The organism is Nonomuraea rosea, assembly GCF_039539705.1.
Classification (GTDB): Bacteria; Actinomycetota; Actinomycetes; order Streptosporangiales; family Streptosporangiaceae; genus Nonomuraea; species Nonomuraea rosea.
Genome location: NZ_BAABDQ010000027.1, coordinates 67,710 through 86,497, shown reverse-complemented (window position 1 = coordinate 86,497; position 18,788 = coordinate 67,710). Strand labels below are relative to the sequence as shown.

Below are 18,788 nucleotides of genomic sequence, written 5' to 3'. Positions count from 1 at the left end.
CTGTCTCCGGGGTGTGAAACTGCCACCGTGTACGGGGCCGTCGCCCACCGCGGTTCAACCCGGACCGGAGCCATGCCGAGTCGGTCGGATGCGCTTGCGAGTCCCGGTGCCTCAGAAAAACTGGCCGGTCACGAAAGCGCTGACGGCTGCCGCGGCTCCTCCTCAGGCGTCAGGTGCCGGCCGCGCGCAAGGTGCTGCTGCAGCTCGACGTGCCTGAACTGGTAGTACGGCCCCTCCGCGCGCAGCAGGCCCAGGCGGTGGGCGTCGTCCAGGAAATCCATCGCCCGCAGCGGCAGCATCCCCTTGGTGGCCAGGCGGGGAACCGTCAGCTTGTAGGCCAGCCAGGCATGGTGCCTGCCCAGCATGAGCCCGAACAGCAGGCCCAGCAGCAGCCCGCCCACGATCGTCACGGTCGCGCTCAGACGCGCCTCCTGCGCGATGAACCCGCCCATGAGCCCGACCACGAGCCCGCTGACGATCCGGATGATGGTGAGGTTCCTGTCGGCCCGCCACGTCGAGCGCGGGGATCTCGCGGTCGCGGTGGTGGCCGGGTGCTCGACCCAGCGGATCAGGCTGAGCACCACGACGAACCCGATGCCGGACAGCAGGCCGATCTTCGTCGCCGCCGTCAGCGCCACCCCCGGGCCGAAGAACGGCTTGACCGTGAGCCAGCCGATGAGAGCCCCCACGGCTCCGACGATCAGCCCGTCCCTGAGAACGCCGATTAGCTGGACGAGCCTGCCGCGCACCTGGAAGTTCGCGTGGCCAGGTGACTCGGTGAACCAGGAGCCGATCATGATCACGATCAGGAGCGCGGACAGCAGCCCGATCCACATGCCGGCCTGGGGCGTCCTGGTCAGCAGGGTGAAGACCAGTCCGACCACCGCCCCGATCGCGACACCGGTCCATATCCGGACCGGGCGGCTCGGCGTGTAGCGGGCGAGATGCCACCACGCCATGTCGCGGGGGTCCTCCTCACGCACCATGAGCTGCCGGGAGAGGTACGTGAGCCAGCGGCCGACCTGCTCCGGGGTCCACGCGTGCTGCGGACGGAAGGGCTGGGCCGGGCCGTCGGCGGGCGGCCGCGCGCTCACCAGGGCCGGGATGAGCCGGTCGCACAGATGGTCGTGCAGGTCGGCCGCACTGCCCCGCCCGAGCTCCGCCAGCGGCGTCGGGTCCATCCGCGGCGCGATGTAGGTGGCGCGGACCAGCCACAGCCCCAGAGACGTCGAAGTGACCTCGGCGAGTGCGGGGGCTTCGCCCGCGTGCAGCGCGTCCAGGATCCGGGGCCAGGCGGGGTGCGGCACGGGCGGAAGGCAGGCTCGCAGGTAGTCTGCCGTCTCGGCGGGTGACATGGGCTGTGGCTCGATGACCGCCGTCGCCGTGAGGACGTCGCCGAGCTCCTGGACGGACTCGGCGAACTGCGCCGTACGGCAGGTGAGGACGAGCTGGTCCGTCTCGCACATCGACCGGATCAGCGCGCCGAGCATGTCCGCGCGGGCGTGCTCGGGCAGCTCGTCCAGCCCGTCGACGACGGGCAGCACCTCGCCGCGTGCGACGAGCGCCTGCGGGATACCCCGGCCGAGTCCCTCCGCGCGCAGCGCGGGATAGTCCAGCGCGAGGCTGTCGGCCAGCCAGTCCTGCAGCCGCGGATGTACGCGGTCGTCCCAGCGCGCGGCTGAAAGCAGCACCGGTACGGGCTCCTCCGGCTGCCGCGTGCGCAGCAGTTCGAGGACCAGTTGCACGGCCAGCGTCGTCTTGCCGGTGCCAGGACCGCCCAGGATGACCAGCCGGCGGCACCGCAGAGCACGGAAGTTGCGCACCATGTCCGCGATGTGCACCTCGGACCCGGGGAAAGCCACCTTGCCCTTGGCGATGATCTCAGGATGGTCGGCGAGCTCGCGGCGCTCGGTCGAGCGCCAGGCCAGCGGCATGGGCTCGGGGTCGCACAGTGAGCGCAGGGCCGTCTCGTCGCGCCACTGCTGGCGCACCAGGCCGGCGAGGATGTCCTTCGCGGTGCCGATGTCGGCGGAGGTCGGCGCGGCCGAGGGCGTCCGGCGCTTGCGCCAGAAGGACAGGAACTGCATCAGGCCGTTGCCCAGCGTCATCGCGCTGCACGCGGCCGCCAGGACCGCGGCAGCGCCCATCGTCGGGCCCAGCACTTGTCCCAAACCTCGCGCCATGAGCGGGAGCACCACGGCAAGCACCACAAGCAGAACACCCAGCGCGGCAAAGAGCAAGCCTTTTCGATTCTGCCGCCAATATCGTGCAGCCATAAAACCAGTGTGCCCATGATGCCCATCAGAATGGGGCAGAAAACTTCACACATAAGGTCGATAAAACGGAAAAGTCGGGCTCCTCATTGACGAGATCCCCCATTGCGCGACATCGATCCGCAAACGCTTCCAGAATCAGGGAGAGCGCCAGCCGCGGCGGCCTGCCCCCTGCGGCCGGGGATGACCAGATTTCCATCCGTGACCAGGACGAACCGCTCCAGAGTGGGCACGAGCACGTGCACCGCGGTGACCCCGCCGGGCAGGGCGCACACCGTACGCCGGTAGGCCACGTGGCCCTGAGCGGCCAGCCGCGCGACCACCTCCCGCACCTGGCGGCCGGGCGGCCCGCCAACCTCGGCGACCGGCGGGAAGGGGACGACCCGCGCCTCGCGCAGGAGGCCCGTGAGATCGAACCGCCCGCACGCGTACAGCGCGGGGTGCCGCGCCAGCCCGGCCAGATCGCCGTGCGCGGGGCCGCCCGAGTGCGACAGGCGCTCGCCGAGCGCGGCCTGGACGAGCTCGGTCAGTGCCCGCCACGCGGCATGGACCGGGCTCAGCGACGTTCCGGCGCCACGCCGGTGCGGCCGGCCCGCGGCAGGAGCGGTGTACGCCAGCATCGTCGGCACTCCGGCGTCGCTGGTGATGTCCAGCAGGTGGACCGGCGACCCGGTCAGCTCTTCGGCCATCGCGTACGCCCGCGCGGGACCGTGCGGAAGCGTCCCGGGGTCGATCAGCCTGGGCCGGAAGCCGCCGCTCCCGAGGAACGCCCGGATCAGGAGCAGCGACAGGGCGTCCCGCTCGATCGCCTCGTTGAGCGCGTGCAGCAGCGCCTCGGCGACGGTGACGCCGACGGCCGAGCCGCTGTTGCAGCTGTAGCGCTTCAGGTGGGTGTAATCGCAGTCGTCCCCGGCCAGATCACGCAGGTCCGCCGTATCGACGTACCAGGGAGCGCAGAGGAACAACGGCAGGAGCAGCTCGCACCCCGCACCGAGGGGGCGGTAGCGCAGGCAGGCCATCCGCCGGCCGGGCATCCCGTCCAGCAGCACCGCGCAGGCGTCCGCACGCAGCGGGCCCGCGGCGATGACGGGGGGCCCGACCGGTTCGACGGCGGTGGAGTCAAAACCGGCCGGGCCGCTCATATAGTGCTCGACGGCCTCGAACAGCGCGCCCACCCGCGCCTGCTCCGGCCGTCCCTTCCCCATCCCGGACGCGACCACCCGGGCGCCGCCCGCGCCGCCCGCGCTCTCCGCGCCACCTGTGTCGCCTGCATCACCTGCATCACCGATCAAGCCGCACCACCAGGCGGTCGGATCGCGGCCACCACCCGCGTCCACGAGCTCCGCCCGCAGGCCCAGCGCGGCCAGCGTCGTCACCGCCTGCCTCGCGGCCTCCCCCAGCGGAACCGCCCGCTCCACCTCAGGATCGCGCCGCGGCCTACCGCTCGCCATCCTCGGCTCTCGGAGACAGCTCCGCCAGCCGGTCGAGCTCGGCCTGGGTCAGGCACTGGGCCGCCTTGTCGAGCGATTCGGCCGTGACGTAGTCCACGAGATTTCCCATGGCGTTCCCCTCTCGGCGTTCACCCCCATGATAACTCGGCCGCAACAATCCATCCAGAAAGCCGACTTACCACGACTTGGCGGCACATTATCCTCACCGAGAGATTAGCGGGCGACCTCACAGCATGGCCCTGGCACGTTGTTGACGTTCGGCCGGGAATAATCAGAACGGATCCGGCGATACTGTGGTCAAGCTTCTGAGGGACACCAATGAATGTCGACGTATCCGATATCGACAAACAAGATATCCGCATCGCCGTCGTCATGAACGGCGGTGTCAGCCTGGCCATCTGGATCAGCGGTGTGACGCTGGAGCTGCATCACGTGGCACAGCCCGCGAAGAACGCACCGGAATACCGCCTGATCCTCGACCGCGTGCTCAAGGCGAGCGCCCGCGTCGACGTGATCGCCGGCACCTCGGCAGGCGGGCTCAACGGCGCGTTCCTCGCTCTCGGCCTGGCCGGCCGGCGCGACCTGGGACGGATGCGCGACCTGTGGAAGGAGCACGGCGACCTGAAGCGGCTGCTGCGCCATCCGCTGACCAAGAACCCGCCCTCGCTGCTCCGGGGTGACGACTACTTCATCAAGAAGGTCGAAGAATCCCTCACCGCCATTTACGACTCCACCACGAAAAGGACAGGGGAGGGTCCGCCGTCTCCGGTGGAGCTCATCCTCACCGGCACGCTGTGGGACGGCCGACTCTCCACCTTCACCGACGACATGGGAACGAGCATCGTCGAGCAGGACTACGACGCCACCTTCCGCTTCACGAACGGCGACGACGGCGGCGCGGTCAGCGGGAACCTCGATCACGAGAGCGTCATCGGGCAGCTCGCCAAGGCGGCCCGGTGCACGTCCTCGTTCCCCGGGGCGTTCGAGCCTCATTGGGTCACGGTGGACCCGGCCGACGACCTGCCCGACGGACGGTGGCCGTCGTCGGCGGGCCGGGTCAACTTCTCCTGCTCGCAGTTCGTCGTGGACGGCGGGGTGCTGCTGAACAAGCCGCTCCGCCCCGCGCTGGAAGCCATCTACCGGCAGCCCGCCGAGCGGCAGGTGCGCCGGATCCTCGCCTACGTGTCCCCCACGCCCAGCGAGCGAAGCTCCGACACCGCCGCCGGCCGGTCGGACCAGGAACAGGTCCCGAGCGCCCGCCAGGTGGTGCTCGACGTGTTCACCCGGTTGCGTTCGACGGACTCGGTGTCGCGCGAGCTGGAGGAGATCCGCTGCCGCAGCGAGCTCACCGGGTCCCGGCGCCGGGCCCGCGACCAGCTCGCCGCCGCCATGACCGGCCAGGCGGCCGACCTGGCGGAAGCCGCCTGGGCCGGATACCGCGAGGTGCGCGTCGAGTACGCCGCCCGTACCATCGCCGAGCTGATATTCGCCGGTCAGACGGCCACCGAGCAGCGCTGGAGCGAGCGGGAGCTGGTCGAGGCCATGCGGCGCGGCAAGCAGAGCCTGTCCTTCGTCCCGCAGAGCGAAAGCCTGGCGGAGGAGCTGCGCCTGCCCCCGTCGGGCTGGGCGTGGGGTCCGACCGCCGTCCAGCGACTGGGGAACATGAGCCTGGACGTGCTGAAACGCGCGGTGTGGCTGGCCCCGCTCAGCACCAGCGACTCGCGCGTACGAGAGGAGGTCGTGGCGGGGCTGCAGGCGTTGCACGACCGCATACTGAGCGGCATCTACGCGGACCGGCGCGCTCTCGACGGCTTCTGGTCGGCGGCCGCGCGCGGGAGCGCGCGCGGCGTCGGCCCCCTCCCAGAACGGCGCGGACCGGCGAACACGCCAGCGCACAATCAGGAAGAGCTCGACGGCTGGCTGGCCGCCGTCATCCCGCTCTGGAAGACCGTCACCGGGCCCTCCTCTGGGCCCTCCTCTGGGCCCTCCTCCGAGGTCCCGATCGCCCAGCGGCTGTACGAGCACGCGTCCGCGCTCGCCCGGCAGCTACGCGCCTCCGCCCACGCGATCGAGAGCGTCTGCCGCAACCCCAACGCGCGCCTCGATCCGGCAGGGCACGAGACGGCCCGGCTCACCGCCCTGTACACCTACCTCCTGGCCCAGGCCACGGATGATGAACAGGTCCTGGACCGGATGCTTCGCCTGGACGTGGTCCAGCTGGCCTTCGGCGGGGCGACCGGCGAGGTCGAGCAGCAGGTCGAGCTGGTGCAGATCTCCTCTCGCGACCCCGATCACCTGACCGGCAGGCAGGCGCACCACTTCGGCGCGTTCTACCGTCCGTCCTGGCGGATGAACGACTGGGTGCACGGCCGTCTGGACGGCGCGAGCCACATCGTACGGATCCTGCTGGCACCCGAGCGGATCCGCCAGCTCGGCACCCCGCCCGCGCAGCTGCTCGACGTGATCAGGGAGGTCGCCGTCCCCGAGGAAGGGGATCGCGACCACGAGTTCCTGGCCGACGAGTGGGCGAACGCGCGAGAGGCGTGCCTGCGGGAGCTGACCGACACCGCCGACCAGGACAAGCCGCTGCCGAAGATGCTGGCCGCCTGCGCCGATCGGATCGCCAGGCGCATCCACACGCGCATACTCCGGGAGGATCTCCCCGAGCTGGCGGACGCGATCAGAAAGGAGATCGGGGCTCCGCCCGCGGACAGCGGCACCTGGCTCAGCGCGTACGAGGCCAGAACGCCGGACGACCGCGCCCTGTCCACCGCCGAGCTCTGGAGCTGCTGGCACGACGCCGAACGGATCGGCGGCCAGCGCATTCACAACGAGGTCGGAGACGACACGCTCGCCCAGACGGCGACGCACACGGCCGCCGTCGCGTCCAGCATGCTCGGAACCCGTTCGCGCAGCAGGGTCGTCGGCACGCTCCTCCGGGTCTTCCGCGGATACACCCTGATCGTCTGGGCGATGGTCCTGGCGCTGACGACCAAGGGCAACTTCGCGAAGCGGGTCATGGACGTCACGATCGCCGCGGGCGGCACGCTGCTCGCCATGGTGGTCCTGCTCCCCAGCGTTCCCCTGGGCCTGATCCTGGCGGGCGTCGTGCTCGTTCTCGCGGGCGCCACCAGCGCCGCGCTCTGCGCGCCGGACCACGGGGCGCGCAAGGTCGGCGTCCGGCTGCTGGCCAGTACGGTGATCGCCCTCGCGGCCGTCGGGCTCTACTCGTGGGCGACCTGGCATCGCCCGGGCGCCCAGGATTGGGAGCCCTTCGCGAAGCTCGGCATCGCCGTCCTGCTCATCGGCCTCGGCCTCTTCGTGGCGCGGGCCAGGCCACGCCGCTGACCCGGGTCAGTCGAACTGGAAGGTGGCGACGACCGGAGCGTGGTCGGACTTTCCGCGGCCTCATCGGCGCGATGCGCGCGGCGAGCGAGTCGGAGGGTCCGTGCCGACGCGGCCGTGGCGATATTGCTCAGTCATTGCCGGGAAATGCCTGGATGTGCGCGTGAGGAAATCGCAGGAAAGGAATCGGCAAAGGTCTCCGATTCAACCGCTGAGCTCCTGCGGAGAAGGGTAGTCGATGGGCTGGACGGCCTTTCCGAGGTGGCGTTCAGCGACATATTCCACGCCCCATGGAGGTTGACGGATGCCGACCAGCCGCAGGCACGCGATACCCAATCTCCCGACCCCGGATTTCACCTACGACCCGCATGCGGCGGGCGCCTGCGTGGCGGGGGTCAGGCCGTTCCGCAACGGCTCGTACCGGCTCGACTCCGAGCTGGCCTCCGGCCGGTTCGTCGTCCACAACTACGGGCATGGCGGCGCGGGCATCACGCTGAGCTGGGGCTGTGCCGCCAAGGTGGCGGAGATCGTCAAGAAGCGCATCGCCGTGTCGCACGACACGCAGGTCGCGGTGCTGGGCGCCGGCGTCATGGGGCTGACCGCCGCCACGCTGCTGCGCGATCTCGGCCTCGAGGTCACGATCTACGCGGACCGTAACCCGGTCGAGACCACGTCGCACAAGGCCGGCGGCCAGTGGGCCGTTTCCGTCGTGGCGTTCGCCGGCAAGGAGCAGGAGCTCAAAGGCATCATCAAGACGTCCTATACAACGTTCAAGAACAGCATCGGCGCCGGCTTCGGCGTCTCCGAGGTGCCGAACTACAGCCGGGAGGTCACTCCCGGCCTCGAAGTGGTGCGGCGGCTCGCGCCCGGGCTCATGCCGGAGCGCGAGTCGCTGATGCGCATGCCGTTCGAGAACCACACCAAGCCGGGATTCAAGTATCAGACCTTGCTCGTCGAACCACCGATCTTCCTCCTCCGGCTGGAGAACGACCTGTCGGCGCGTGGCGTCACGATTGAGCCGCGGCAATTCATCAGTAAGTCGGACGTGTTCTCGTCATTGCCGCAGAAGGTCATCGTCAACTGCACCGGAATGGGTGCGAAGAAGCTGTGGAACGACCAGGACATGGAGCCGATCAAAGGGCAGCTCGCGATGTTGCCGAAGCAGCCGGCGCTGAAATATCTCTACGGCCAGGACGGCTACATGTTCCCGCGCTCCGATGCCGTCATCATCGGCTCCACCTTCGAGGTCGGCGTGGACAACGAGACCATCGACCCGGCGAAGTGCAAGAGCCTGGTGCGGCACATCGCCGCCCTGTTCGGCCAGGCCGTGCCCGTGGCGATGCCGGAGTACCACATCCACCACCCGCGCAACGCGCGCCTGTTCGACCCGACGCTGCCGACCGGCGTCTGATCCGGGTCCCGCCGCAGGGCGGGCCGGCAAGGGAGTGTCACCGTGGCCTTCACCGTCGCCGACTACATCCTGAAGCGGCTGACCCAGCAGCGCGTCGACACGCTGTTCGGCGTCCCCGCCGCCTTCTGCGCGGAGTTGTTCGACGCGGTCGGCGCGCACAGCGTCAAGGCGGTCGTCACCGCGAGCGACCTCGAGGCGGGTTACGCGGCCGACGGATATGCCCGGACGAAGGGGCTCGCCGCGGTCGCGGTCGCCAACGGGGTCGGCATGCTGAGCATGATCAACGCGATCGGCGGCGCCTATGTCGAGCGCAGCCCGATCGTGGTCATCAACGGCGGCCCGAACAGCGTCAACCTCAGCAATCTGAAGGACTTCGACGTCCTGTTCTCGCACTCGACCGGTGCACCCGACGCGGACCTGAACGCGTACAAGCTCGTCACGGCGAGCGCGGCGCGCGCCGGCAAGCCCTCTGAGGTGCCGGCCGTGGTCGACAACGCGATCCTGACCGCGATCAGGAAGAAGCGCCCGGTCTACGTGGAGATCAACCGGGACATCTGGCGGATGGCCTGCCCGATGCCGGGCCAGCCGCTGTCGCCCGCCGTTCCCGCGGCGGGCACCGAGGAGCAGCTCGCGGTCACGATCGTGCAGATGATCCGCAGCGCGGCCGCGCCGCTCCTCCTCGTCGGCACGGAGATCCAGCGCTACGGGCTCGCCGACAAGGTCGCCGCCCTGATCGCCAAGCTCGGCATCCGCTGGTCGACCGCGCTGCTCGCCAAGTCGGCGCTGGACGAGGAGGGCAGCGGGTGGCTCGGGGTCTACGCGCCGCCGCGTTCGCGTCCCGCCGTCACGAACGCCGTCGATCGGGCGGACCTGGTCGTCATGCTCGGCTGCGTCTTCCCGAGCGGCTGGGCGGCGCTGGTGAGGGACACCGGCCGCGTCGTCACCGCCTACGACGGCAAGGTGAAGATCAAGGCGGGCGCCAAGCAGAGCGCGGAGATCGGCGCCCTGGTGACGGCTCTCGGTGTCGAGGCCGCGAAGGCGCCACCGGCGAACGTGCCCGCCGGGGTGGCTCCGCCCGCGCCCGCACCGGCCACGGGCGCGCTGACCTACCGGCAGGTGTTCGAGCGCATCGGCGCCGCGCTGGACGCGTCCTGGCTCGTGGTCCCCGACACCTTCATCGGTGTCGCCTCGGCCGCGAACCTGCCGGTGAAGGGCCGGGACGCCGTCGTGTCCGGCGCGGTGTGGGCGTCGATCGGGCACTCGGTGGCCGCCGCCGTCGGCGCGTCGTTCGGGTCCGCCCGGCGACCGCTGGTCATCTGCGGCGACGGCGGTTTCCACATGACCGCGCAGGCGCTGTCCACGATGGTCCGGTACGCGCGCAACCCGGTCGTCGTCGTGATCGACAACGGCATCTACGCCTTCGAGCAGTACCTCATCGACGATGCCTACTTCGACGATCCCGGCGCGCTGCCGAAGCCCTACGTCGTGCTCAACCGATGGGACTTCGTCAAGTTCGCGAACGCGCTCGGCGTCCAGTTCGCCCGCTCGGTCAACACGGCGGCGGCGCTCGATCAGGCGCTCGCCGACGCCAAGGCGGCCACCACGCCGGCCCTGATCGTGGCGAAGGTCGACCCGCACGACCTGCCGGCCGAGCTTCTCTGAGCCAAGCCGCGCGGGCCCTCACGCCTGCCGGGTGCGTTTCTCTGAGCGACGCCGCGCGGGCCCTCACGCCTGCCGGGTGAGCACGGCCAGCGCGTCCGCCAGCTCCGGCGGCTCGCCGGACACCGTGTAGACCTGTCCGGCGCCGTCGCCGGCGGTGATCCGGTAGCTGAACAGATCGGCGCCCGCCTCGCCCGGCTCGCCACGGTCCAGGGCGGCCCTGACCGTGGCCAGCGCGTCGTGCACCGCGGCGGCTTCTGCCGCGGGGAGATCGCTGGTGTCGTAGGCGGCGACGATCTCTTCGCGGCCGGCGAAGCCGCCGGTTCTCTCGACCTGCACCCGCATGCGGAACTCTCCTGCCGTTACTTGAACGCCTTCTTCAGCGCGCTCAGCTCAGTGGCGAGGATGTCGTCGTCGGTCAGGTCGCCCGTGGACGTGAGCTTGTCCGTGCCGATGACCTGGAACTCGGGCAGTTGCATGGTGCCGCAGCAGCACGACCGGTCCTGCACGGCGCGCAGGCTGGCGGAGGCCGGGTCGGCGGCCTTCACGCTGGTGGCGTCCTTCGCGGCCTTGCCGTCGCCGGTGTAGTCGGCGTTCATGAGATCCATCTCACCGGAGAGCATCTCCGTGAACGGCGTGGGCGACGTCACCACCTCACGGAAGGCGAACCGGTTGCGGATGAAGGTCCGGTAGATGATGGGATCGCCCTGCGCGGCCGAGATCTTCAGCATCTGGTTGACGACGTCGGTATAGGTCGCGCCGCTCGCGGGCGCCTTCACGATGGCGTTGAACAGCAGCTTGCACAGCCTGTCCGCGACCTCCATGAGGATCACGGTCGGGCTCTTCACCGTGCCCTGCTTGGTGCTTTCGTGGGCGTAGATGTCGGCGAGCACGTCGTAGACGCCGCCCGTGAACACCTGGGAGATCGCGTGCACCTCGTTGCTGACCTCGCTCAGCTTGAGGTCGTTGTCGGCGTTGCGCAGGCCGAACGGCAGGCCGAGTCCCTGGCCGAACTGCTCGGCCAGGGACGACAGGAAGGACTTGGCGTGCAGGTTCGCCTTGGTGAGCGCGACGAGCGCCTCGGCCTGGTCGGGCTGCGCCAGCGTGACGAAGATGGCGGTCAGGTCGCCGAACGCCTCGTGCAGGCCGCCGGTCTGGGGCGGGTTCTCCGCGCCGAGCCAGCCCGGCTTGAGCCCGTCGAGGATCGCGTGCCCGGTCTCGTGGGAGACGATGTCGAGGGAGCGGCAGGTGAAGACCTCCTGTGCGGAGCTGGGCGGGGTGAAGAAGAGGAACTTCAGCGCCTTGGCCGACCTGCTGTAGAAGGCGTTGGCGCCGACCGCGGCCCGCGGGAAGACGGTGAGCCGGTCGAGGTTCCCGCCGGTGTTCCACGCGAAGGGAAGGGGGACGCCGCCGTTGTGGCGTTCGTACATCGTCAGCGTCTCCCGGACGACCGCGTACGTGTGCGCGCAGTCGAATTCCGGTGAGTTGGGGACGAAGATGAAGTCGCCGTTGATGCTGCGTGCCACGGGCGTGATGCCGGGCAGTTCGGTGGTGATCCGGGCGTCGGTGGGTCCGGCCAGCACCGGGCTGGGAATGAAGATCGCCCTGACGCCCAGCTCGGCGATGGTGGGGTCCTGCTTGTAGATGAGGATCCGGGGCCCGACGATCGGCGGGACCGGGATCGGCACCGGGGTCGAGAGCGGGCGGGAGACAGGGGTCGCCGCCATGGTGAAGGGCGGCTGGAGCAGCTGCTTCGTCATGTCGCCCACGGCTGCTGCGGTGACCTCGCGATATTCGGGGATGACTCGGTCCCCGGCGTCCTGAATGATCATCTGGCTTCTCCCTGTGCGGCCCCGAGCCCCATGTTCCGGGCCTCTCGGGCATTTCTGGCGGACACGCCTCCCGAGTCGTGCCCGGTGCCGGCTAATCCTCCGCATGGGGGATGACAAAGCCTTGACCAGCCGCCCTGAGCCGGGCGGCGGCGGTCACCCGATCACGGCTGCCCGATGGGCGCGTCGAGGCGGGCGAAGGTGGCGCCGCCGGCCGCCGCGCGGGCGCCGAGCACGTGCCCGTCGCACATCTGCGTCTCCGTCCCCGCCCGGTCGATCACCCGCCACGTGACCGGCTCCCCGCACGGCTGGTCGAGCCGGTTGTAGGTCCAGGTGCGGCGGCACACGCGGCACTCGGAGACGCCCGCCTTGGAGGACAGGGTGTTGCCGTGCTCGGGGCAGACGCCCCAGCGGAAGGCGCACGGCGGCGTCTGGAGCCTGGCCAGGTCCTCGGCCGCGAGCTCCAGGTCGGCCGCGCCGCGGGCGAGCCACTCCGCGGCCTGCCGGGCCGTCGTGAGGTGGCCGGGCTCGGGCGTTCCGTTCTGGGCGCCGACGCAGAGTGCCCGCACCTCGGCGGTGAGCGCCTCGGCGCGGCTCGCGAGGTCGCGCAGCTGCTCGGGAGTGACAGTCATGCAGGCTTCCATCTCGCAAGGGCCGTCGTGGGCGCGGCCGGGACCGGTTGCTGATGTGGACCCTACGTCGTCTGCGGCCGCGCCGTACCGCTATGGGGCGAGCGACGTCGCCGCGAGGCAGCGCTCCACGACCGGCCGGGGATCGAGGGCGTAGCTTCCGTCGCCGAACAGCTCGAACGTCATGCACCCCGCGTATCCCCTGCGGTCCAGGGCGGCCAGGATCGCGGGCAGCGGCAGCTCGCCGTCGCCCCACGCCAGGTGCCCGGCCGGCCGGCCGTCGATGAGGTGCACATGGCGTACGAGGTCCCCGAGCGCGTCGAAGTAGTCGTCCACGTCCTCGCCCGCGACCGCCATGGCCACGGTGTCGAGCACGGCGCCCAGGTTCGGCGCGCCGATCTCGCCGATCATGGCGGCCAGCGCACGGGAGTCGTTGACCAGGTTCGACTCCACCCGCTGCAGCGATTCGAGCACGCAGTCCACGCCGAGGCCGGCCGCGTACGCGCTGATCTCCCCGATCGCGTCCGCCGAGCGCCGCCACGCGGCCTGGACCGGCTCGTCCTCGAAGCCCCGCCCCGGCGTCAGGAGCAGCAGCCCGGCCCCGAGCTCCGCGGCCAGTTCGGCGGCCCGGCGGAACATGGCGACGCTGCGCGCGCGCAGCGCGGTGTCGGGCGAGGCCACGTTGACCGGGTAGGCTACCTGCTCGGGCGTGAGGCAGCGGATCGCCAGCCCGCGCAACTCGGCCGCCCGCCTGATGGCGCGCGCCTCGGCGTCGCTGAGCTCGGGCACGTACAGGTGCGGCGCGATGCCCCACAGCTCCACCTGCTCGCGGCCCAGCTCGGCGGCGTCGTCGAGGCAGCGCGGGAGGGGCAGGTGCTGGTAGGCGAAGTTCGAGCCGGTGATCTGCCGGGCCGACAGGCTCATGGGGATCCTCCTGGTAGGGGGCGGGTCACTTGCCGATGCCGTCGGCCAGGCCCTTGACGATGTAGCGCTGGCCGAAGAAGAACAGCAGCACCACGGGCAGGGCCGCGATCACCATGCCGGCGAAGACGACGGGGTATTCCGTGCCGTGCTTGCTCATCAGGCTCGTCAGGCCGACCGGCAGGGTCTGCACGCCGCTGCCGCTGGTGAAGACCATCGCGAACAGGTACTCGTTCCAGGCGAACAGGACGTGCAGCAGCACGGTCGAGGTGATGATCGGCTTGCACATCGGCAGGATGATCCGCCAGAAGGCGGTCCACCGGCTGCAGCCGTCCATCTCCGCCGCCTCGTCCACCTCGCGCGGCAGGTCGATCATGTACGCGCGGATGAGGAAGGTGGTGAACGGCACCCGGAAGGCGGTGTACAGGATGAGCAGCGCCCAGAACGTGTTGTACAGCCCCATCGCCTGGAACATCTTGACCAGCGGGACGAGCGCCACGGTGGGCGCGAGCATGAGCCCGCCGAGGATGGCCATGCTGACGAACCTGCTGAACGGGATCTTCACCCTGGTCAGCCCGTACGCGGCCCAGGCGCTGACGAACACGGTGGCCAGCGTCGAGGTCACCGTGACGAGCACGCTGGTGGCGAGGTAGCCGCTGACCCCCCGGTTCCACGCCTTCTGGTAGTTGGCGAAGCTCCAGTCCACCGGCAGCGCGAACGGGTTGCCGAACAGCTCGGCGTTCGACTTGAACCCGTTGAGCACCATCCACAGCAGCGGGTAGAGCACGACGACCGCGAGACCGAGGAGGAACGCCCACAGGAACACGCGCCCGATCACGCCGAGAAAGCCGAGGCGCGTCACCATTCCACCCTCTTTCTCCGCGTGACCTGCATCTGCGCCACGGCGATGGCCAGCGTGATCAGGAAGATCACCGTCGCGATGGCGGCGGCGTAGCCGAAGTTGTTGCGCACGAAGCCGCTGCGGTAGAGCCAGGTGCCCATGACCTGGCTGGAGTTGTTCGGCCCGCCGCTGGTCATCACCATGACCTCGTTGAACACCTGGAACGCCCCCGAGACGGTGACCATCATCATGAGCCCGGTCATCTCGCGTACGAGGGGCAGGGTGACGTGGAAGAACCGGCGTACGGGGCCGGTCCCGTCGATGGCGGCGGCGCCGTAGATCTCCGACGGGATGCGCTGGATCGCGACCGCGAACAGCAGCGTCGAGTAGCCGAATCCCTGCCACTGGCTCATCGCGATGATCGCGGACATCGCCGTGCTCTCCTGGCCCAGCCACGCCTGCGCCAGCGAGCCGAGTCCGGTCGCCCGCAGCAGGTGGTTGAGCGGGCCGATCGTGGGCTCGTAGATGAAGTAGAACAGCAGGCCGGCGACGGTCAGCGAGATCGCGGACGGGATGAAGTAGATCGCCCGCAGGGCGCGCCGCCAGCGCTCGGCGCGTACCGACTCGATCAGCGCGGCGAGCACGAGCGCGCCGAACACCTGGAACGCGATCGAGACGACCGCGTACAGGACGTTGTTGCCGAAGGACGACCAGAAGACCGGGTCGCCGAGGAGTTTGCGGTAGTTGTCGAGGCCGACGTACTCCTGGCTTCCGCTGTAGATGTCCCACTTCATCGTGCTGAACTCGAAGTTCTGCACGAGCGGCAGGTAGACGAACACCACGACCAGCGCGAGCGCGGGAACGACCCACGCCAGCCCCGCTGCCCGCTGAGTGATGGCACGCACCGGCATGCTCCCCTCCGGCCGCCGGCCTACTTGGCCGACTCCGAGGCCTGGCGCACGCTTTCGAGCACCTTCTCCGGCGTCGAGCCGCCGCTGACCAGCGCCTCACCGCCGGCCAGCCACGCGTCGGCGACCTCGGGCACGGTCACGGTGTCGAGCCACGCGGCCAGCCGCGGCGCCTGGTTGACCAGCTCGATGCCCTCGTACACGGCCTTGCTGGACGTCTTCTCCGTGACGGCGCCGACGACGGTGCTCGGCTGCCCGTACGGGGGCGCGGACAGGGTGCTCGCGTTCTCGGCGTTCGTGGCGAACTTCATGAAGTCGATGGCCAGGGCCACGCGCGGCGACTTGGCGTTGACCAGGTAGCCCTCGGGCGCGCCCTCGATCGTCTTGGTGTCGCCCGCGGCGCCCTGCGGGACCGGCAGCGGGAAGATGCCGAAGTCGGCCGGCTTGAGCCCCTTGTCGCTCGTGGCGTTGTCGAACTCCAGGATCTCCTGGTAGTACATGGCGGCCTTGCCGTCGGCGAACGCCTCCTGGGCGGAGGTGTAGAGCACGCCGTTGGTGCCGCTGCCGGTGTTCGTGCACTGGTCGACGACGCTCTTGAACTGCTTGAGCGCGGTCACGTAGCCCGGGTCGGCGAGCTTGGCCGTCGCGGGGGTGAAGTCGGCCTGCAGGGTCTCGGCGGGCACGTTGTAGGCGAAGAGCTGCTGCAGGTAGTGCAGGGCGGGCCAGCCGTCCTTGTTGCCGAAGGCGATGGGCTCGTAGCCCGCCTTGCGCAGCGCCGCGCAGCTCCCGACGAGCTCCTCGAAGGTCGTGGGCACCTTGACCCCGGCCTTGGCGAAGGCCGTCTTGTTGTAGCCCATGAACTTGCCGTTGTTGTAGAGCGGGATCCCGTAGTACTTGCCGTCGTAGGCGAAGGCGGACAGCGAGCCCTGGCCGAACGTCTTGCCCCACTCGGTGTCCGGGCCGATCACCTTGGTCAGGTCGGCCGCGCGGCCGCCGCGCACGAAGTTCTCCGCCCAGTTGCCCGTCCACGTGAAGTAGATGTCGGGCAGGGCGTCCGAGGCGGTCAGGGTCTTGGTCTTGTCCTTGACGCTCTGGTCGGTCTCCTGGATGAGCTCGACCTTCACCCCGGAGTGCTGTTTCTGGTACGCGGCGGCGATGTTCTCGAAGTAGGGCTGGAGCGGGTCGCCGGCGAACTTGGTCAGGATGCTGAGCGTGCCGGAGAACTCCGGCGTGGCGGCGACGTCCGCCGCGGGAGCCTTGGCCGTTTCGCCGGCGCAGCCGGTGAGAGCCAGCGCCGAGGTCCCGACGAGTGCCGCGAACGTCGTCAGTGCGCGAGGCCGCATGGGCTTCCTTTCTCTCGGGGGGAGAGGGGGTTGGTGTGGGACTGTACAGCCGAACTGATACCGGTACCAGACCCAAAGCCAAGATCTTATTTTCCCGACCTCGGGAAACCGCTCTTACCGGCCAGTATTCATGCAGGTAGAGACGCTATTACAGAAACGGGATGTTGACGAGGGCCGGTTCACTGTGCCACCGTGACCTCCGCGTGATACCGGTATCAGGCCGGTGGAAGCGGCACCCCCGTGAAAGGACTTGAAGATGCTCGGATTCAACGAGCCGGAATTCCTCTCCCAGCTGTCGAGCGCGGTGGCGCTCCGCCCCCAGATCGAGGAGCTCGCCGACCGGCTGCTCGACCAGGGCTTCGACAACCTCCTGCTCGTCGGCGCCGGCGGCACCTACGCGCAGATGTGGCCGTACGAGCACTGGGCCAGGCGCGTCTCCACGCTCGACGTGCGCTCCGCGATCGCGGCCGAGCTCGTCGTCTCGGGCGACGCCTCGCTCGGCGAGCGCACGGTGGCCGTCTTCACCTCGGTCTCCGGCACGACCGAGGACAGCCTGCGGGCCATCGAGTACTGCAGGTCCAAAGGCGCGTACACGATCGGCTTCACCGGCTACCCCGACTCCCCCGTGGCCAAGTCCGTGGACGTCGCACTCGTCTCCGAGCCGAAGACGTGGCCCTTCGACATGCAGCTGCTGCTGTTCACGGGCCGGCTGCTGGCGCGCAGGGGCGAGTTCGGCGGTTATGACAAGCTCGCCGCCGAGTTCGCCGGCCTGCCGGAGGTCCTGCTCGGCGTGGCCAGGCAGGCCGAGCCGGTGGCGGCCGCGTTCGCCGAGGCGCACAAGGACGCCGACTACCACTTCCTCATCGGCGGCGGGAACCTGTGGGGCTTCACCTACCTCTACTCCATGTGCATCCTGGAGGAGATGCAGTGGCTGCGTACCACGAGGGTGCACAGCGCGGAGTTCTTCCACGGCTCGCTCGAACTGCTCGAAGAGGACACCAGTGTCGTCATCTTCCAGGGCGAGGACGAGACGCGGCCGCTCACCGACCGCGCCGAGGCGTTCGCCAGGCGCATCTCCAAGGACGTCACGGTCTTCGACACGCGCGACTACCCGCTCGACGGCATCAGCCCCGAGTTCCGCGGGCTGCTCGCGCCGCTGGTGCTCGACACCGTGCTGAGCCGGGTCAGCAAGCACCTGGAGCGGGTCCGCGACCACTCGCTCGACCTGCGCCGTTACTACCGGGTCATGGACTACTAGGCATGCGGGTGCTCGGCTTCGGCGACAACATCGTCGACAGGTTCGTCGACCGCGGCATCGACTACCCGGGCGGGAACAGCGTGAACGTCGCCGTCTACGCCCGCCGCCTCGGCGTCGAAGCCGCTTACCTGGGGGTCTTCGGCGACGACGACCTCGGCCGGTTCCTGGCCGGGTCGATCGCCGCCGAAGGCGTCGCCACCGGCCGGTGCGTCGTGCGGGCCGGCGAGAGCGGCGTCTCGACCCTGCGGGTGGACGACGGCGAGCGGGTGTTCCTCGGCTGGAACGGCGGCGGCGTCACCGTACGCGAGCCGCTCGCGCTCGACGACGGGCTGCTCGGCTACGTGTCCTCCTTCGACCTGGTGCACTCCAGCGTCTACTCGGGCAGCGAGGGCGAGCTGCCGAAGCTGGCGGGGCTGGGCCCGCTGGTGAGCTTCGACCTGTCCAGCGAGGAGACGTACCGCACGCCCGCCTACCTCGACCGCGTCTGCCCGCACGCGGACCTGGTGCTGCTGTCCTGCGCCCACCTGGACGAGGAGGCCACCCGCGAGGTGCTGGCCGACCTCGTACGCCGGGGCGCGGGGCTGGCTCTGGGCACCCGCGGCGTGCACGGCGCGGTGGCCACCGACGGCCGCGTCACCGTCACCGCGCCCGCGCGCCTCGTCGAGGACCCCGCGCGCCTCGTCGACACGATGGGCTGCGGCGACGCCTTCCTCGCCGGGTTCGCGGTCTCCCTGCTGCGCGGCGGCTGGTCCGCGGGCCGGCCGCCGGGGGCGGAGCAGCTCGGGCGGGCGCTGCGCGACGGCGCGCAGTCGGCGTACGAGCAGTGCTTCGTCGAAGGCGCCTTCCGGCACGGCAGACCCGCGACGCCCGGGCACGGTTAGCATGTGGCGAGCCGGCGAACGCGAGAAATGAGGGACCCG

The 18,788-nt window shown here is 70.0% G+C and carries 15 protein-coding genes; 5 read left to right on the top strand and 10 right to left on the bottom strand.

The genetic code is table 11. From position 1 onward, the window contains the following. Positions 1 to 128: 128 nt before the first annotated feature. From ABEA43_RS44010 to ABEA43_RS44000, 3 genes are all read right to left on the bottom strand, one after another. Positions 129 to 2,162: an NACHT domain-containing protein gene (locus ABEA43_RS44010; RefSeq protein WP_345571799.1), complete on the bottom strand. Its 2,034-nt coding sequence runs from the start codon at positions 2,160 to 2,162 to the stop codon at positions 129 to 131. Positions 2,163 to 2,359: 197 nt separating this feature from the next. Further along, a complete protein-coding gene (locus ABEA43_RS44005; protein WP_345571798.1) occupies positions 2,360 to 3,691 on the bottom strand; it encodes a YcaO-like family protein in 1,332 nt (443 codons plus the stop codon). A gap of 19 nt (positions 3,692 to 3,710) precedes the next feature. After that, positions 3,711 to 3,833, bottom strand: coding sequence for a hypothetical protein (locus ABEA43_RS44000; RefSeq protein ID WP_345571797.1), 123 nt, complete (start codon positions 3,831 to 3,833; stop codon positions 3,711 to 3,713). 209 nt (positions 3,834 to 4,042) lie between these two features. Here ABEA43_RS44000 and ABEA43_RS43995 point away from each other — a divergent pair, with 209 nt between their 5' ends. The 3 genes from ABEA43_RS43995 (at position 4,043) to ABEA43_RS43985 (ending at position 10,142) form a co-directional block, all read left to right on the top strand. Beyond that, a complete protein-coding gene (locus ABEA43_RS43995; protein WP_345571796.1) occupies positions 4,043 to 7,072 on the top strand; it encodes a patatin-like protein in 3,030 nt (1,009 codons plus the stop codon). 301 nt (positions 7,073 to 7,373) lie between these two features. Then, positions 7,374 to 8,480 carry an FAD-dependent oxidoreductase gene (locus tag ABEA43_RS43990; protein ID WP_345571794.1) on the top strand — a complete coding sequence of 369 codons (1,107 nt, stop codon included), beginning with the start codon at positions 7,374 to 7,376 and terminating at the stop codon, positions 8,478 to 8,480. A gap of 42 nt (positions 8,481 to 8,522) precedes the next feature. Then, positions 8,523 to 10,142, top strand: coding sequence for a thiamine pyrophosphate-dependent enzyme (locus tag ABEA43_RS43985; protein WP_345571793.1), 1,620 nt, complete (start codon positions 8,523 to 8,525; stop codon positions 10,140 to 10,142). Between the two features lie 63 nt (positions 10,143 to 10,205). Here ABEA43_RS43985 and ABEA43_RS43980 read toward each other — a convergent pair whose 3' ends face one another. The 7 genes from ABEA43_RS43980 to ABEA43_RS43950 form a co-directional block, all read right to left on the bottom strand. Beyond that, positions 10,206 to 10,484 (bottom strand): protealysin inhibitor emfourin, encoded by a 279-nt coding sequence (locus ABEA43_RS43980; RefSeq protein ID WP_345571792.1) that lies wholly within the window; start codon positions 10,482 to 10,484, stop codon positions 10,206 to 10,208. 17 nt (positions 10,485 to 10,501) lie between these two features. After that, positions 10,502 to 11,971, bottom strand: a complete 1,470-nt coding sequence (locus ABEA43_RS43975) for a gluzincin family metallopeptidase (RefSeq protein ID WP_345571791.1) — start codon at positions 11,969 to 11,971, stop codon at positions 10,502 to 10,504. 161 nt (positions 11,972 to 12,132) lie between these two features. Beyond that, a complete protein-coding gene (locus ABEA43_RS43970; RefSeq protein ID WP_345571789.1) occupies positions 12,133 to 12,600 on the bottom strand; it encodes a hypothetical protein in 468 nt (155 codons plus the stop codon). Positions 12,601 to 12,690: 90 nt separating this feature from the next. Beyond that, positions 12,691 to 13,521 carry a TIM barrel protein gene (locus ABEA43_RS43965; RefSeq protein WP_345571787.1) on the bottom strand — a complete coding sequence of 277 codons (831 nt, stop codon included), beginning with the start codon at positions 13,519 to 13,521 and terminating at the stop codon, positions 12,691 to 12,693. Between the two features lie 25 nt (positions 13,522 to 13,546). Next, positions 13,547 to 14,383, bottom strand: a complete 837-nt coding sequence (locus tag ABEA43_RS43960) for a carbohydrate ABC transporter permease (RefSeq protein ID WP_345571786.1) — start codon at positions 14,381 to 14,383, stop codon at positions 13,547 to 13,549. Continuing rightward, positions 14,377 to 15,264 carry a carbohydrate ABC transporter permease gene (locus tag ABEA43_RS43955; protein WP_345571784.1) on the bottom strand — a complete coding sequence of 296 codons (888 nt, stop codon included), beginning with the start codon at positions 15,262 to 15,264 and terminating at the stop codon, positions 14,377 to 14,379. Before ABEA43_RS43955 ends, ABEA43_RS43960 begins: the two co-directional genes overlap by 7 nt. 26 nt (positions 15,265 to 15,290) lie before the next feature. Continuing rightward, a complete protein-coding gene (locus tag ABEA43_RS43950) occupies positions 15,291 to 16,610 on the bottom strand; it encodes an ABC transporter substrate-binding protein (RefSeq protein WP_345571782.1) in 1,320 nt (439 codons plus the stop codon). A gap of 256 nt (positions 16,611 to 16,866) precedes the next feature. On the opposite strand from ABEA43_RS43950, the gene ABEA43_RS43945 reads away from it, so the two are divergent. Both ABEA43_RS43945 and ABEA43_RS43940 read left to right on the top strand, forming a co-directional pair. Then, positions 16,867 to 17,868 carry an SIS domain-containing protein gene (locus tag ABEA43_RS43945; protein WP_345571781.1) on the top strand — a complete coding sequence of 334 codons (1,002 nt, stop codon included), beginning with the start codon at positions 16,867 to 16,869 and terminating at the stop codon, positions 17,866 to 17,868. Positions 17,869 to 17,870: 2 nt separating this feature from the next. Then, the gene (locus tag ABEA43_RS43940) at positions 17,871 to 18,749 is read left to right on the top strand and encodes a PfkB family carbohydrate kinase (protein ID WP_345571779.1); all 879 of its coding nucleotides are present in this window, start codon (positions 17,871 to 17,873) and stop codon (positions 18,747 to 18,749) included. Positions 18,750 to 18,788: the final 39 nt, after the last annotated feature.